This is a genomic window from Sphingobacterium sp. B29, assembly GCF_001952815.1.
Lineage (GTDB): Bacteria > Bacteroidota > Bacteroidia > Sphingobacteriales > Sphingobacteriaceae > Sphingobacterium > Sphingobacterium siyangense.
In genome coordinates this window covers 1,004,895-1,020,535 of the sequence record NZ_CP019158.1, presented here as the reverse complement: position 1 = coordinate 1,020,535, position 15,641 = coordinate 1,004,895, and the positions used below count along the sequence as shown (strand labels likewise).

The following is a 15,641-nucleotide window of genomic DNA, read 5'->3' as shown; positions in this document are numbered from 1 at the left end:
ATTACATCTAATATGACTATTTTTTTAAAAATATTTAATTCACTGTGTATTAAACTTCAATAAGTAGCCCAAACAGCCTATTTTTAACCTTATTACAAACAAAATAGGAACATAGACTGTTACTTAAGATGCTGAATGATTAAAAAATTAAACAAAAAAAATTATGAAGTATTACAGAATTACAGGTATTACTGCTGCAGTAGCACTCCTAGTAGGCGCTGTTGGGTGTAACAACTCTTCTACGAAAAGTACAGGTGGAGCTGACTCAAGCAGCAGTATCGACACAAATACTGCACAAAAAATGGACTCAATCACCGTCAGTCCTATTGCAGACTCGAAAGAATTTCCTGGAGCTGATCTGCAGATCGCCTCGATCACTGCAGAAAAGGTAGGAACAGACTCCGCAAAAGTAACTGTAAAATATGCGATCAAGAATTTCAAATTGACTGAGATGACCGATGATGCCCATGCTGCCCATATGGCAAATTCGCATGATGGACAACATATCCATTTTATTTTAGACAATAAACCTTACACGGCTCTTTACAAGCCCGAGAACTCCGTAACAGTACCGTTAAATTCGGAACATTACCTGCTCTCATTTTTATCAAGATCCTATCATGAATCCATAAAAACCACTGAAGCTTCTAAATTGGTAAAATTTAAGATTGATGCAACGGGTAAATTGACGACAGATGCAACACCAAAGGAACCATCACTTTTCTATTCTCGACCTAAAGGTGAGTATAAAGGAGATGAAACAAAAAATCTCCTGTTAGATTTTTACGTAGTCAATACCAAACTTGCTCCAGACGGCAACAAGATAATTGCAGATATCAATGGCCAGACATTTACATTGGACAAATGGGGGCCATATGAGATAAAAGGGCTGCCAATGGGCAACAATAAAGTAAAATTGACTCTAGTGGATAAGGATGGTAATGCTGTTACCGGAGATAATGTTTCGGTAGAACGTGATATCAAACTGTCTGAAAAATAAATTGAGGGCTGTCCTAAACACAAAAGAGTCGCATTAAAATGCGTCTCTTTTGTGTTTAGGACAAACTTTGAGCGACAAAAAGACATTGTCTTTATTCCTTTTTGATTAAGGCAGTTTGTCAAAATCAATTTTCGGTGCATTATTTTTATTCCGGAATTCAAACTTACTTCCTGGCTTAACAACGTCATTAAAGAAACCACCATTTCTAAGGAAGTATCCGTTTTTGGTAATGCCGCCGATTGCATCAATGCGTTGATTTGCACGATAGGTATTATCGACACTGAAAGAAGCCTCCTGTACAGCTTTCCATTGTCCATCATAGACCCATTGATTGCCAAACTCAACCTTTCTACCCAGGTAGCCTTGATTAGGACTAAAGTTCTCTAAGAAACTATGGAATCGTTTCAGGTAGGTGTTTGTCTGCGGACGTTTGAAGCTTGCGATCACATTCCATGCATGCTCTTCGGGTACAAAAAACCAAGCCGTATAATCAGTATTTCCTTTTCCATCGGGCACGCCTTTCAAGAGAAACTTATAGGTTACCCCTGCTTTCCAAAAGTACTTACGGTAACTCTGTCCGCCTGACCCTTCATTTCCAAACTCACCCGAATGCACATCCTTTCCTTTTTTTAGTAGATGGATTTTTTGCTCATCTGGAATACTTTTCGGATCATCTGTGTGGAATGGACTCCAGACGGAAAATAAGATACGTCGCTCGGTTTCTGAATTAACCTGTATACCAAAGTAGCCTTCGCCAAAACCATTCGCCATAAAATAGGAACCAACTTTATCTTCTCCTTGAGGGACGGTTACTTCGTTATAATAGTAACTAACGTTACCCTCCGTAGGAACAGTATAATTTAGATGACAAGAAGGGCCTCTTCTGGACCAATAGTAATACTCAGGATCATTGGAAAACAGAAGACCTCCCGAAGCCGCTTCGCCGCTCACAAGCAATTCGGTTACATTGGCAAAATTGCTTCCCGATTTACTTAAGCCTTTTAAATTAACCTGAACGTAACCGGGCGATTTTACATCAATGGACAGAGGCGCTGTTTCCGACAGCTCAGTACTTTCCACATTCACGATCGCCTTTTTTCCTAAAGCGTCTACTGCTATTTTGGATTTTCCAGCATCGTTTTTTGCCTTCAGTTTCAAAGTCAATTTCCCCGCCTTTTGAGCCCTAAAATAAACCGATACCACTTCCTGATCGCTTGACCATTTTACAAGGCCATTACGACCGGAAATTTCCGCTTCACCAACTTGTCCTGCGGTAATGAAAGCATTCCCGGCAAGTGGTACGGCATAAGTCTTCCCTACTGTTTGCGCTATACTGCTTATCGAAAGACAGGATAAAGCTCCCATAAAGAGATACTGGATAAAGTGTTTTCTTTTCATACTTTATTTTTTTTATCAATTTATATATCAAACCTAGGCTAGTTATACTACCTGCGGTTATTAATGCTTGCCATGAATTCGAGATGCTGCTAAACTCGAATACTTCACGAAACCAAACTCCTTTAGCTATTCTGAAACTCAGTTTATCAGCTATCTTTCTGTTGCACTTTACTATTGAATAAAGATGGTATCGGTTTGTGAAACTGGATTATTTGATGAAGATAAGGCTTAGATTTACAGAAAAAGAAAGGAAATGTATATCAATCGATTGTGTAAAAAAACAGCAATAATTGACCACCATTCCTTTCCATTTAAATGAACTATTATAAAATGAGATGTATATTTTAACATTTTAAAAATACGATCTAATCTTTTTGTGTATTTTTAGGATCAGAGTCCCCTTTTATAAAAGCTAAAATAGCAAGCTCCATGGACAAATCTGCTGATAGCACATCAAAACGTATCTTAGGACAAAAACAAATCTCCATATTGATCCATGGACTCGCCTGGCTTATTTTCTTATCCTTTCCAGTATTATTTTTTAACAACGGTCAATTGGAAATTAAGGAAATACTTTTTGCGCCGGCATTTTGGATTTTCACAGGCTGTTTTTTAATCCTATTCTATGTCAATGCTTACCTGCTAATTCCTTATGCGATAAGAAAACGAAAATTTATCAGTTACGGAATCTCCATTATTTTGACAGGCTTGTTATTAGCCTGTTATCTTCAGCCCTTCGATCGCTTGATGCATATTGGACGTCAGCAATTACCTACCCCTGGAGAAAGAGAATTTTCGTCTAGGCATCACCCTGATTTTCCACCGCCGCCATCTGCTAGGCATTCCCCAGACCGAGGTCCGGGGCAGACCTTGGGACAACGGCCACAACCCATCGATATTGCTTCCGTGTATATTTTCCTGTTAACCATTAGCCTTGCCGCACTCTATAGAATCGTAACCTACTGGATGGAAACTCAGCAAAAGATGCAATTGGTCGAACAAGACCGGATGAAGGCCGAACTTTCCTTCTTAAAAGCCCAGGTCCACCCCCACTTTTTGTTCAACACCTTAAATAATATTTATGCATTAGCATTGACCAACGATGATGCCGTCGCGAGTAGTATTCATCGTCTTTCACAATTAATGCGTTATTATATGGATGAACGGCATAGTGATACGATTGACATCAAGATTGAAATACAGGCTATACAAGATTTTATCAATCTCCAAAAGCTACGCACTGGCCCAAATTGTTCTATCAGTGAACACTATGCGGGGCTAGAACACCCTAAAACGATACACGCATTTGTGTTGCTTCCTTTTGTTGAAAATGCGTTCAAATATGGATTAAGCACAATAGAGCCCTCCCAATTAAGTTTTGAAGTCATTCTAACGCCAACATCCTGTGTATTAAATGTAAAGAATAGCATAGCTACACAGTCAACCGAACAACACCGAACAGGAACAGGTCTTAAAAATGTTAAACGTCTATTGGAACATTTTTATGCCAACAAACATCGCCTGACGATCCAGCAGGAGGATCATTCTTTTTTCGTTCAGCTTATCCTTTACATTTCTTCATAAATTGTTTCTATATTAGGCTATACGATTATATATACAAAAGCAGTTTATCTTAATTTAATCGATGTTAACTTGCATAGCTCTTGACGATGAACCCCTGGCTCTTCGTATTATTTCGACGTTCACAGCAAAGCATCCTGCTATACAGCTTGCTGCAACCTTCAGTAACCCCCATGAAGCGAAGCTATATCTCGCCAATAACAGTGTTGATTTGATTTTTTTGGATATTGATATGCTCGAGATCAATGGTATTGATTTTGCAAAGAACTTAAAACCAAGACCTTTATTGATTTTCACCACAGCACATAAGGAGTATGCGATAGATGGATTTGAACTTGATTCAGTAGACTATCTTCTCAAACCATTTGACTTCGTCCGTTTTGAACGGGCCATCGATAAAGCGATGACACGTTCAGCTACACAGAGCCATCGCCCCTTTTTAATCGTGAGTGTAGAATATCAACGAATCAAGATCTATCTTGACGAAATTGAGTGCTTGGAAAGCATGCAAGATTATATCAAAATACACCTTATACACGGAAAAACAATATTGACTCTATCGACAATGAAAGCCATGCTCGAGCGTTTGCCAAAAAATCAGTTTATCCGTATCCACCGCAGCTTTGTTATCGCAGTCAAACACATCATTACATTTTCACAGCGTAAAGTACAATTACCCAACTTCACATTGAAAGTCGGCGATGGTTACTATAATGAGGTTATCCAATGTCTACGTGATTCGTCGATGCAATAAGCCTCTTTATCGTTACTTAACATTATTTTACATCTCCGTCTATTACCTTGCTTCCATAAATAAAAAAGAAGAGATATGGAACGCAAAAATTTTATAAAAACCCTATCATTGCTCGCATTTTCAGGGCCAATGGTCTGGGCAGCTTGCAAGAAAGACGATACCACATCAATTACGGATGAGGGCACTGACGTAAATGTCGATTCAAGCTGCAGTGTAACACCTTCGGAAACCGAAGGGCCTTTTCCGACAAAAACACCTTCAAGTTATGTCCGATCAGATATACGCAAAGGTGATGGTATTGGGGCGAATATGCTCGGTTTAATTACCATTGTTAATACAAACAATAGCTGTGCGGCACTAGAAGGAGCTTTAGTGGATATTTGGCATTGTGATGTGGAAGGTAACTATTCCCAATATGGCGGAACACAGATGCAATCCAGCAACTACCAGTCTGTCAATTGGTACCGCGGTAGACAAGTTACGAATGCCAATGGACTTGTTTCTTTCCAAACCATCTTTCCGGGCTGGTATCAAGGTCGAGCAACACATATTCACGTTCATGTATATGATGCTACAGGTAAATCGCTATTAGTGACGCAAATCGCCTTTCAAGATAGTCTGTGTCTTGAAGTCAATAACACAGGTTCTTCTTATGGTTACAAAAAAGGTGTTTCAGGATATACCTATAATGCCAATGACAACGTATTCAGCGATGGTGTTACCAAAGAAATGTCTACGGTCACAGGATCCTTATCTGAAGGTTTCCAAATGAAAATGACGATTCATGTTAATGCTTAACAGCCTGATCATGCAGGATATTAGAATCTATATCGCGGAACAGCGAGGGGAAACATCAATCGGAACACATTTAGTCAGGAGCACACTCAATTATGGCTCCTTTGCTGCTCCTCACCGGGAGGCTATTGGCCGGTTGCAACAAGTCAATAGCTGGCAAGTCGCGCTTCAAGAGACTTTGGAACTCCCGACCAATCAGGATACAGTCTCATTTTTGATTCCTTTGGTTGGGGATCTACTCGTGACGATGGATGGCCAAACCTATACCGTTCCTGTCGGAACAATCTTAGTACACAATTTTGAAAATAATACGGCAATTCACATAAAGGCATCATCCGAAGTTGGGGAGCCTGCGATCTTTCAAGAATTTGTGCTTAATTCGGCAATAAACACTCCTACACTACCTCATATTGCGAATCTTCCACTTTCATCTTCGTTTGAGAAAAACAAGATGTATCCTGTAGGCACCGACTTAGCTACTGATTTTCAGTTCTACTTCGGTGCATTTGCCGGAAAACATGATTTTGAATTACAGATTGGCCAAGACCAAAAAAGCGCATTTGCATTTGCATTAGATGGTAATTTTGAAGTTGAAGAACGTATTCTTTATCCATCTGATGGTCTTTATCTACCAGATTCAAAAAATTTAGACATCGAATGCTTATCGGCAACTGGCCTTTTGGTGGTTTTGTGTTTCTAACGGAATAGATTTAAAAAACGATGATTTCCAAAATAACGACCACGATAAACATAAAAAAGTGAAGGGTCTACCCTTCACTTTTCCACACGATGTTAATAAAATGTTGAAAACCTCATTTCGCTTTTAAGGTGATCCCTCAAGTTACTCACAACTTGTTGATATTGCTGTTTAATATTTTAAAAATGGCTAAAAACCAACGCTTTTCAAGTTTAATCCTGTACGCTCGTCTAAACCGAACATTAAGTTCATATTTTGTACAGCTTGACCAGATGCTCCTTTCAGCAAATTATCGGTCGCATTTAAAATAAGGAGCTTATTTCCGTGCTTTTCGAGGTGGATAATACTTTTATTTGTATTAACAACCTGTTTGAGGTCAATATTTTTAGGACTGACATGTGTAAAAGGGTGAGCGGCATAATAGCTGTCATACAATGCGTAGGCCTGCTCTTCAGACAAATCGGTGTCTACATAAATTGCCGAAAAAATTCCGCGGGCAAAATCGCCACGTTGAGGAACAAAATTAATTTTTGCAGCAGCACGTTCCAACAATGATCCGTCTGACACCGGCAAAAATCCCGCTTGTAGCTGATCCAAGGACTCTGAAATTTCCTGCAAATGCTGGTGTTCAAAAGATTTGTAAGCAGAAAGGTTATTGTTACGCCAGGAGAAATGCGTTGTTGCACCTGGTTTTTGTCCTGCCCCTGTTGATCCAGTCGTTGCATTAACATGGATTTGATCAGGTAATAAGCCTTTACTCGCTAATGGCAATAAAGCCAATTGGATATTTGTTGCAAAGCATCCTGGATTAGCAATATACTGAGCCGTTTTGATTGCCTCTTTGTTTAGTTCCGGAAGCCCATACACGAATTGTTGACCTTGGAAAGCTGTATTCGCACGAAGACGATAATCTTGTGAGAGATCAATAATCTTCACGGATGCATCGATTGGATTTGCATCTAAAAATTTGCGTGCATCACCATGACCAACACATAAGAACAATACATCAATAGCTGAGTGAAAGTCCGAAGAGAAGGTCAATTCAGTATCACCAAATAGATCATTGTGAACTTCATATAACTTATTTCCTGCATTGGAAGCGCTATTAGCAAATACGATTTCCACCTCAGGATGATAAATCAATACACGTAATAATTCACCACCAGTATATCCTGCCGAACCAATTATTCCTACTCTTATCATTTTTTTGAATTTAGAATTTAGGTATGCGTTATCACCTATCATGCCATGTACTTTTTCTTATCAAGTTTACTTTAAGAAAAAATACATGGCATAAAACACGGTTTATTTTTTATTCACTTTGTGCCAAATGATGGTTTGATTTCCAAAAATTTTGGAGAAACCTTTCACATCGTCACCTGTATAGCCCTTATTCATTTCACCATAGCTGCCGAATTTATTGGACATCAAATCGTGTTCAGACTCGACACCAATGACGACAAAACGGTATGGGTGAAGTTCAACAATCACTCGGCCAGTCACTGTTTCCTGTGAGGATTGCAAGAATGCTTCGATATCACGCATAACGGGATCGTGCATTTGGCCTTCGTGCATATAATTTCCGTAGAAAGCAGCGATTTGATCTTTCCAGGACAATTGCCATTTAGTTAAGGTATGTTTTTCTAAGGCATGATGTGCCTTGATTAAAATGACAGAAGCAGCGGCTTCAAAACCCACACGGCCTTTGATACCAATGATTGTATCACCAACGTGGATATCACGGCCAATACCGTATGGTTGAGCTATTGTCTGTAATTCTTGAATCACTTTAACGGAAGCCATTTTCTCACCATTTAATGCAATAGGCTCTCCTTTTTCAAAATCGATTGTAATTTGTTGCGGCTCTGAAGAAGTCACTGGAGTTGGCCATGCCGACTCTGGTAAGTATTGGTTGGATGTCAATGTTTCTGCTCCACCAACAGAAGTACCCCAAAGACCTTTATTGATGGAGTATTTTGCTTTTTCAGCAGAATACTCTACACCATGCTTATTCAAATATTCTATTTCGGCTTCACGCGACAATTGTAGATCACGGATTGGGGTGATAATTTCCACTCCTGGAATCAGGGTCTGGAAAATCATATCGAAACGTACTTGGTCGTTTCCTGCACCTGTAGATCCATGAGCAACACATTCAGCGCCAATTTTCTTTGCGTAGTTTGCAATTGCGGTTGCTTGGCATACACGCTCAGCAGATACTGACAATGGATAAGTCGCATTTTTTAACACATTGCCAAAAATCAAAAATTTAATAGTTTCGCGGTAATAGTCTGCCGTTTCGTCTATAGCTGTATGTGATTTCACACCTAAAGCATAAGCACGTTCTTCAATATTTTTTAATTCTTCATCCGAAAAACCACCTGTATTTACAACTACGGAATGAACTTCTAAACCTAAATCTTGTGTAAGATAAATACAACAGAATGAAGTATCTAATCCGCCACTAAATGCTAAAACTACTTTTTTCATTAGAATGTTATTTTATGAGTGTTTGTTTTCAACGGCTGATTTAAGCTCGTCTCACTCGGTTTTTTATTATTATGTTGAGAGAACCTTGAACTGATCTTGTTATTATGAACATCTTCAGTTACCTGTTACATCTATTTTCAATATAATCGCTCAGCCTTAGCTTAATATCCTTTTGCGACTTTGTTATGCTTCGGAAAATTGACAGCAATAAATTTATTGGCCGATTTCCAAAACTTCGCCTGTATACGCTTTAGCAGAGACTGTTTTTGTGTAATTCTTTCCAAACGTTCTTTCGCTTCATGCTTGCGCTGGATCTTCTCCCGCAATTCACGTTCTTTCTCTTCGGGATCCCAAAGCATGGCGGTACACATACAGTTTTTACGGTCTTTACTCATCAGGATCTCATAATTCACGCAGCTTTGACAGCCTTTCCAGAATTCATCATCGGAAGTCAATTCGGAATAGGGAACCGGTTCATAGCCCAGTTCTGAATTGATTTTCATCACGGCGAATCCGGTTGTCAAACCAAAGATCTTCGCTTTAGGGTATTTCTCACGTGAAAGCTCAAAGACTCTTTTTTTGATTGCTTTTGCCAAACCGACTTTTCTGAATTCGGGATTGACAATCAAACCTGAGTTAGCGACATAATCACCATGCCCCCAAGTTTCTATATAACAAAAACCTGCCCATCGGCCATCTCTATGTAAAGCAATCACTGCTTTACCTTCATTCATCTTGTTGGCAACGTATTCTGGTTTACGACGCGCAATACCAGTACCACGAGCCTTTGCAGACTCGAACATTTCGTCGCAAATAACCTCTGCATAGTGCGCATGCTCAGGTTTAGCCGGGATAATTAAAAAATCTGATATAGTCATTGACTTACGACCCTAATAATAAAACAACAACTACTGTCGTGTTTTGTTACTAAATAAATTAAAATAATGGATTCAAAACCATCGGACAATCATGGTCTTGCTTGGAAAGATTCACTACCTCAAATCAAGCCCGAGGTAGTATAGGTCGTCGGAGGCGTAAAACAGGTATTTCTACAAAAATGAAAGCACAAAAGACCTTCTTCATAAACTTCTCAAAAGTTTGAATATAAGAATAATCGTTCTTTTTGTTCTGTTTCATTTTTTTATGCTCTGTCAATTGTTTCTGACGATGCAAATGTATAAAAATATTTTTTTCTTTTCCACAATATTCTCATTGATTTTTTGCAAAAATTAAAAATTTACAATCCACCGTCAAAACCTTCCTGTAAGCTTCATTTTCAAGCAATTAATCCACAACAAGTCGGCAATAGAACCATCACATTAGCGATATTAATTTGACAATAAAACGGATAAAGGTTTAAGGCTTTATCAATTGAAATTGTTGTTTTTTCTATCGGTTCGTTATTTTTAGTCAAAAACGATACTTTTGTAGGGATCATTTAATGGAGAATAGTATGTCACCGAGTTTAATTTTCTATATTATTTTTGCCGTCCCTTACATTATCTTTATGTATTGGCTCGTCAAACAGGACAAACATAAATATGCCTGGGGAATAGCAATCATTACTATTGTTGCCCTATTAGCGATCTACGTATCGCAGAAAGCCAGTAAAGTGGCCATGGACAATTATCAACAGCATCAGATCGACTCTAGAGAGATCGAGCGGGAAGAGCGTTTACAAAAACAACAGGATAGCATTAATCATGCTCAACAATAAAAAAGCGGCACTAGCCGCTTTTTTATTATTCATTTGTATAAATTGGAATAATCCCTTCCAATTTAAAGAGAAAAGCATATTCCAATGCAATTTCCTTTAAATAGTCAAATCGACCCGATGCCCCACCATGACCATAATCCATATCTGTTTTTAACAGTAAAACCGCATCTCCTATTTTAGTAGCTCTCAGTTTTGCTACCCATTTTGCTGGTTCAAAATACTGCACCTGACTATCGTGCAGCCCGGTTGTGACCAATAAATTAGGGTATTCTTTTGCTTCAATGTTTTCATATGGAGAATAGGCCTTCATATAATAATAGGCTTCCTTCTCATTGGGGTTACCCCATTCATCATACTCATTTGTAGTCAACGGTATTGTATCATCCAACATGGTATTCACCACATCTACAAATGGTACCTGAGCTATTATGCCATGATATTGCTCAGGCGCAATATTAGCGATTACACCCATCAGCAAACCTCCGGCACTTCCCCCTTGCGCATAGAGATGTTCGGGCATACAATAATGTTGATCAATCAGGTATTTACCACAATCCACAAAATCATAAAAGGTATTCATCTTGTGCATCATTTTTCCATCTTCATACCATTGGCGCCCCATTTCCTCACCGCCTCTGATATGTGCCAAGGCATAGATAAATCCACGATCCAACAGACTTAGTCGATTGCTCGAAAAAGTGGGATCCATCGACGCACCATAAGATCCGTAGGCATATTGCAATAATGGAGCTGAACCATCAAGTTTGGTTCCCTTTTTATAAACAATAGAGATGGGCACTTGAACACCATCTCTTGCTGTTGCAAAAACACGTTCGGTGATATACGCGGTTTGGTCATACCCTCCCAAAATCTCCTGTTGCTTTAACAATATTTTCTTCTGCTTAGCCATATCATATTCATAGACTGAGCTTGGTGTCACTAAAGAAGTATAGCCATATCGTAACTTATCACTGTTGTATTCAACATTAATACCCGGGTATACCGTATAGGCAACTTCTCCGAAATCCAAATAGTGCTGATGCTGACTCTTTAAATTATAAATTGCCAATTGGGTCAATCCATTTTTCCTTTCAGCAATCGCCAGAAAATCCTTAAACTCTTCAATATCGCTGACCAATACATCCGGTCGATGGTCTATGAATGGCTGCCAGTGGCTGCGATCTGTACGATCTAAGGGACATTGCATGATTCGGAAATTAATAGCTCCATCATTGGTAAGTATTAAGAACCGATCTTCCAATGCAACAACCGAATAGAGAACATCCTGTATCCTAGGCTGAAAAATACGAAATTCCGATTGCGGTGAGTCAGCATTTAATAACCAAATTTCTGAGGATAATGTCCCTTCAGAATTGATCATAACATATTTTCCATTTTTGGATTTACCAACTCCGATATAATTTGTGTTATCTTTTTCTTCATACACAAGCACATCTGCTGCAGGATCGCCCCCCAGTGTATGCCGCATAATCTTTTCACTAAGCAAGGTAACAGGATTCTTGGCCGTATAGAACAAGGTTCGATTATCATTTCCCCAAATAGCGGCTCCCTCTGTATTCTTTATCTGGTCGGGATAGATTTCTCCGGTCTCGATATTTTTGATAAATATGGTATATTCTCTCCGAGAGACAGTATCCACACTAAAGGCTAGCAAACGATTATCCGGACTCACAGAAAATCCTTTTGCCGTATAATATGCATGCCCTTCGGCAAGCTGATCTACATCCAACAGCACTTCCTCTTCGCCTTCCAGTGTCCCCTTTTTCCGACAGAATTTAAAATATTGTTTTCCCTCTTCCGTCCGGCTATAATAAAAGTAGCCATTTTTGTAATAAGGCACAGACTCGTCCTTTTCCTTAATCCGGGATTTCAATTCATGAAAAAGACTTTCCTGTAAATCTTCGGTATCTTGAAGCATTAAATTGGTATAATTGTTTTCCTCTTCCAGGTAGTCAATAACTTCTTGCGATTTTTCTCCTTTTTTAAAGTAATCAATCATCCAGTAATAATCATCTTGCACAGTATCATCATGTATCTTTCTGACATGAGGGTAAATTGCTGCCACTGGGGCCATCACATTAGGCCAAACTATTTTCTTATTTTGTTGCATTCGTTTTCTTATATGCTACTCAATATACATACTTTCTTATTCTGCTACCTGGATCAATCAACTAACACAGGAAACTCCTTGAAATGGTTTGAATTTAAGATATTTCGTCAACAATTTGCTAAGAGATATGGATTATAAATACTTTTAATAAAAATTAACAGTTCAGAAGAGGCATTAGCATTATCTTTGCTATTCTGCTATAGGCAGGAATATGCGAGCTTACACGCTCATGAAGAAAATTTAAATAAACAGGAGAGAATAATCAGGTGGAACGCGTTCTTTGATACAAATGAAAGCGGAACACCTATCAAGAATTTTGTACATATGAATTTAAGAAAATCACTATATCTACTTACTTTGGGCGCATTGCCCCTTATCTCTTTCGGACAATCCGATACCATTCCAGCAAATTGGTTCAATTTGGATTATAAAACAGATGGGGTCATGGGAATCAGTACCGAAAAAACGTATAAAACTTTATTGAAAGGAAGAAAATCCACTCCAGTCATTGTTGGGGTATTGGATGGAGGTGTTGATGTTTATCACGAGGATCTCAAAGATGTTGTATGGATCAATGTGAAGGATAGTCTTGCAAACGGTATAGATAATGATGGCAATGGTTATATCAATGATAAATATGGCTGGAATTTTATTGGAAACGCCGATGGAAAGGATGTTCAGTTCGATAACCTAGAATTGACAAGACAGCTTAGGGTTCTGGACAAAAAGTTTGCAAACATCACAGCAGCAACAGAACTCAATGAAACTGATCGAAAAGCTTTCGCTAGTTATCAAAAGATGCTTGCCAAATATAAAAACAAGCTAGAAGAAGCTAAGATGGGCCAATTTTCCTACGATGCGCTCAAACGCAACATAGACGCTGTGGTACGTGAAATAGGTAAAAAGCCCGAAGATATCACACAGGAGGATATAGACAATTTCAAAGCAACCACAAACACGCAACGTATCGCACTTGGCTATGCAAAGGATGAAATCAACAACGGCGGCTTCGCCAAATTTTTTGATGATATCACCGAAGGTGCAAAATATTTCAACAATCAAGTTGATTATCATTTAAACAAAGCATACGATTCTCGACCTATTGTTGGAGATAATTATGAAGATGCTTCAGAGCGATACTACGGAAATGCAGATGTAAAAGGACCGGACGCATTACATGGTAGCCATGTCGCTGGAATCATTGGTGCAAAACGTAATAATAATGTTGGTATCAACGGCGTAGCGGACAATGTTAAAATACTCACAGTTAGACTTGTCCCTGATGGTGATGAGCGTGATAAAGACGTCGCAAATGCCATTCGTTATGCAGCAGACAATGGCGCTAAAGTACTTAACATGAGCTTTGGAAAAAGTTATGCCTATAATAAACAGGCAGTAGACGATGCCATCAAATATGCTGAATCCAAAGATGTCCTGATGGTACATGCTGCAGGGAATGACAGTGAAGATAACGATATAGAGCCTAATTTTCCGATGAAGTATTATACGGATGTAAAAGGTGATACAACCGGGATTGCTAATGCTTGGATCACAGTGGGTGCAACCGGCCTTTATTTGGACAATGAACTATTAGCCGATTTTTCCAATTATGGTAAAAAAACTGTCGATGTTTTCGCGCCTGGCGTCCACATCAACTCAACGGTACCAGATTCCAAGTATAAAGAAGAACAGGGCACAAGTATGGCTGCTCCCGTTGTCGCTGGTCTGGCCGCCATGATTCGTTCTTATTACCCTAATTTGAGCGCTGTGGAAACGAAACAAATTATTATGGAATCGGTAGAAAAGCCGAATCAACTGGTACAGGTAAAAGTTGGTGAAGATGCCAGCAAAACGGTTCGATTAGCAGACATTTCGGTCACTGGAGGAATCGTTAATGCATATAACGCTATCATAAAAGCGGAGGAATATACTAACAGAAAGAAAAAATAAATATTTTCTCGTTTTTTATACCAAAACTATCTTTTGTCCGTTTAATTAATTAACTTACAGAAACAAAACAACAGATGCTTATGGTAGAAAACTTTACCCAATCAGAAAACGAAGTTCAAAATTTGCTAACCCAAAACGAAAAGGTAATGACAGACGAGGACATAGAAAATGAATTGAAACTTCAATTACCAAAAATGTTGCTTCATCCAAGCAGAAGATGTGTTGAGAATATCCTTGCATATTCTAAACAACTAGAAAAAAGAAAGGCCTAATCTGGAGATTAGGCCTTTCTTTTTCACCTTACGACATCCATGATCAGCTATAGTGTAAAACTGCTGTGACTCGCCTTACCTTCCACAAACTAAAATCAGATTATTCTCCTTCTACTAGGTTTCAAAATTTCTTTTTTGATGGAAATTTTGGCTAGTTTTGAACCGATGTTAAAACAAGAACGATACAAGGCTTTCGTAGATTATTTCTCCAAAAATAGTCCTGACGCACAGACAGAACTCAACTATAGTAATCCCTTTGAATTACTGGTTGCCGTTATTTTATCTGCACAGTGTACAGATAAAAGGATCAACCAAGTCACGCCCAAGTTGTTTGCACGCTACCCAGATGCACACAGCTTGGCAGCTTCCAGCGTAGACGAGGTGTTTAGCTATATACGATCTGTAAGCTATCCGAATAACAAGGCCAAACACCTTGTGGGGATGGCTCAGCTACTGATTGAAAAGTTCGACAATATTGTACCCGAAAAAATTGAGGATCTTGTGAAACTTCCAGGTGTAGGTCGAAAAACAGCTAATGTCATTTCCTCTGTTGTTTATCATAATCCCGCTATGGCCGTAGATACCCATGTTTTTCGTGTTGCAAACCGTCTTGGGCTAACTTATCGTGCAACAACACCATTAGCTGTGGAAAAACAATTGGTAAAAAATCTACCTAAAGACACGATTGCCATTGCCCATCATTGGCTTATCTTACACGGGCGTTATATATGCCTGGCCCGAAAACCACTGTGTGAGAAATGCCCTATCACTTATATGTGCAAATACTTTGAAAAAAATCACCATATAAAAAGTGTCTCAGCTATACCAGAGACAAAAAACTAATTTTTTTAGTGAA

The 15,641-nt window shown here is 38.8% G+C and carries 14 protein-coding genes; 9 read left to right on the top strand and 5 right to left on the bottom strand.

What is annotated here, in order from left to right; all coding sequences use genetic code 11:
• Positions 1 to 163 precede the first annotated feature (163 nt).
• Entirely contained in the window at positions 164 to 1,000 is an 837-nt protein-coding gene (locus BV902_RS04345; protein ID WP_075990913.1) for a hypothetical protein, read from the top strand.
• Between the two features lie 105 nt (positions 1,001 to 1,105).
• Here BV902_RS04345 and BV902_RS04340 read toward each other — a convergent pair whose 3' ends face one another.
• Positions 1,106 to 2,398 (bottom strand): DUF3472 domain-containing protein, encoded by a 1,293-nt coding sequence (locus BV902_RS04340; protein WP_075990912.1) that lies wholly within the window; start codon positions 2,396 to 2,398, stop codon positions 1,106 to 1,108.
• Between the two features lie 429 nt (positions 2,399 to 2,827).
• Here BV902_RS04340 and BV902_RS04335 point away from each other — a divergent pair, with 429 nt between their 5' ends.
• The 4 genes from BV902_RS04335 to BV902_RS04320 all read left to right on the top strand — a co-directional run bounded on the left by BV902_RS04335 (position 2,828) and on the right by BV902_RS04320 (position 6,228).
• Complete coding sequence (locus BV902_RS04335) at positions 2,828 to 3,982, top strand: sensor histidine kinase (protein WP_075990911.1); 1,155 nt, start codon at positions 2,828 to 2,830, stop codon at positions 3,980 to 3,982.
• Between the two features lie 61 nt (positions 3,983 to 4,043).
• Positions 4,044 to 4,733 (top strand): LytR/AlgR family response regulator transcription factor, encoded by a 690-nt coding sequence (locus BV902_RS04330; RefSeq protein ID WP_075990910.1) that lies wholly within the window; start codon positions 4,044 to 4,046, stop codon positions 4,731 to 4,733.
• A 75-nt stretch (positions 4,734 to 4,808) separates the two neighbouring features.
• A complete protein-coding gene (locus BV902_RS04325) occupies positions 4,809 to 5,531 on the top strand; it encodes a dioxygenase family protein (protein WP_075990909.1) in 723 nt (240 codons plus the stop codon).
• 10 nt (positions 5,532 to 5,541) lie between these two features.
• Positions 5,542 to 6,228: a pirin family protein gene (locus BV902_RS04320; RefSeq protein WP_157625882.1), complete on the top strand. Its 687-nt coding sequence runs from the start codon at positions 5,542 to 5,544 to the stop codon at positions 6,226 to 6,228.
• Positions 6,229 to 6,414: 186 nt separating this feature from the next.
• On the opposite strand, the gene argC is transcribed toward BV902_RS04320, so the two are convergent.
• From argC to BV902_RS04305, 3 genes are all read right to left on the bottom strand, one after another.
• Positions 6,415 to 7,428 carry an N-acetyl-gamma-glutamyl-phosphate reductase gene (gene argC / locus BV902_RS04315; protein WP_145327158.1) on the bottom strand — a complete coding sequence of 338 codons (1,014 nt, stop codon included), beginning with the start codon at positions 7,426 to 7,428 and terminating at the stop codon, positions 6,415 to 6,417.
• A 102-nt stretch (positions 7,429 to 7,530) separates the two neighbouring features.
• Positions 7,531 to 8,715: an argininosuccinate synthase gene (gene argG, locus BV902_RS04310; protein WP_075990906.1), complete on the bottom strand. Its 1,185-nt coding sequence runs from the start codon at positions 8,713 to 8,715 to the stop codon at positions 7,531 to 7,533.
• A 161-nt stretch (positions 8,716 to 8,876) separates the two neighbouring features.
• A complete protein-coding gene (locus BV902_RS04305) occupies positions 8,877 to 9,593 on the bottom strand; it encodes a GNAT family N-acetyltransferase (protein WP_070561978.1) in 717 nt (238 codons plus the stop codon).
• Between the two features lie 575 nt (positions 9,594 to 10,168).
• On the opposite strand from BV902_RS04305, the gene BV902_RS04300 reads away from it, so the two are divergent.
• Positions 10,169 to 10,432 (top strand): hypothetical protein, encoded by a 264-nt coding sequence (locus BV902_RS04300; RefSeq protein ID WP_075990905.1) that lies wholly within the window; start codon positions 10,169 to 10,171, stop codon positions 10,430 to 10,432.
• 25 nt (positions 10,433 to 10,457) lie between these two features.
• On the opposite strand, the gene BV902_RS04295 is transcribed toward BV902_RS04300, so the two are convergent.
• Positions 10,458 to 12,563: a S9 family peptidase gene (locus tag BV902_RS04295; RefSeq protein ID WP_075990904.1), complete on the bottom strand. Its 2,106-nt coding sequence runs from the start codon at positions 12,561 to 12,563 to the stop codon at positions 10,458 to 10,460.
• A gap of 324 nt (positions 12,564 to 12,887) precedes the next feature.
• On the opposite strand from BV902_RS04295, the gene BV902_RS04290 reads away from it, so the two are divergent.
• From BV902_RS04290 to nth, 3 genes are all read left to right on the top strand, one after another.
• A complete protein-coding gene (locus BV902_RS04290) occupies positions 12,888 to 14,513 on the top strand; it encodes a S8 family serine peptidase (protein WP_075990903.1) in 1,626 nt (541 codons plus the stop codon).
• 80 nt (positions 14,514 to 14,593) lie between these two features.
• Positions 14,594 to 14,785 (top strand): hypothetical protein, encoded by a 192-nt coding sequence (locus tag BV902_RS04285; RefSeq protein WP_145327159.1) that lies wholly within the window; start codon positions 14,594 to 14,596, stop codon positions 14,783 to 14,785.
• 165 nt (positions 14,786 to 14,950) lie between these two features.
• Positions 14,951 to 15,628, top strand: coding sequence for an endonuclease III (gene nth, locus BV902_RS04280; protein ID WP_075994622.1), 678 nt, complete (start codon positions 14,951 to 14,953; stop codon positions 15,626 to 15,628).
• Positions 15,629 to 15,641: the final 13 nt, after the last annotated feature.

What these genes read in the sequence shown, in the direction of transcription:
- argC (WP_145327158.1), bottom strand. Translation starts at nt 7,428, where the DNA reads ATGATAAGAGTAGGAATAATTGGTTCGGCAGGATATACTGGTGGTGAA.
- BV902_RS04300 (WP_075990905.1), top strand. Translation starts at nt 10,169, where the DNA reads ATGTCACCGAGTTTAATTTTCTATATTATTTTTGCCGTCCCTTACATT.
- BV902_RS04285 (WP_145327159.1), top strand. Translation starts at nt 14,594, where the DNA reads ATGGTAGAAAACTTTACCCAATCAGAAAACGAAGTTCAAAATTTGCTA.
- BV902_RS04330 (WP_075990910.1), top strand. Translation starts at nt 4,044, where the DNA reads ATGTTAACTTGCATAGCTCTTGACGATGAACCCCTGGCTCTTCGTATT.
- BV902_RS04290 (WP_075990903.1), top strand. Translation starts at nt 12,888, where the DNA reads ATGAATTTAAGAAAATCACTATATCTACTTACTTTGGGCGCATTGCCC.
- argG (WP_075990906.1), bottom strand. Translation starts at nt 8,715, where the DNA reads ATGAAAAAAGTAGTTTTAGCATTTAGTGGCGGATTAGATACTTCATTC.
- BV902_RS04340 (WP_075990912.1), bottom strand. Translation starts at nt 2,398, where the DNA reads ATGAAAAGAAAACACTTTATCCAGTATCTCTTTATGGGAGCTTTATCC.
- BV902_RS04320 (WP_157625882.1), top strand. Translation starts at nt 5,542, where the DNA reads ATGCAGGATATTAGAATCTATATCGCGGAACAGCGAGGGGAAACATCA.
- BV902_RS04325 (WP_075990909.1), top strand. Translation starts at nt 4,809, where the DNA reads ATGGAACGCAAAAATTTTATAAAAACCCTATCATTGCTCGCATTTTCA.
- BV902_RS04295 (WP_075990904.1), bottom strand. Translation starts at nt 12,563, where the DNA reads ATGCAACAAAATAAGAAAATAGTTTGGCCTAATGTGATGGCCCCAGTG.
- BV902_RS04305 (WP_070561978.1), bottom strand. Translation starts at nt 9,593, where the DNA reads ATGACTATATCAGATTTTTTAATTATCCCGGCTAAACCTGAGCATGCG.
- BV902_RS04335 (WP_075990911.1), top strand. Translation starts at nt 2,828, where the DNA reads ATGGACAAATCTGCTGATAGCACATCAAAACGTATCTTAGGACAAAAA.
- BV902_RS04345 (WP_075990913.1), top strand. Translation starts at nt 164, where the DNA reads ATGAAGTATTACAGAATTACAGGTATTACTGCTGCAGTAGCACTCCTA.
- nth (WP_075994622.1), top strand. Translation starts at nt 14,951, where the DNA reads ATGTTAAAACAAGAACGATACAAGGCTTTCGTAGATTATTTCTCCAAA.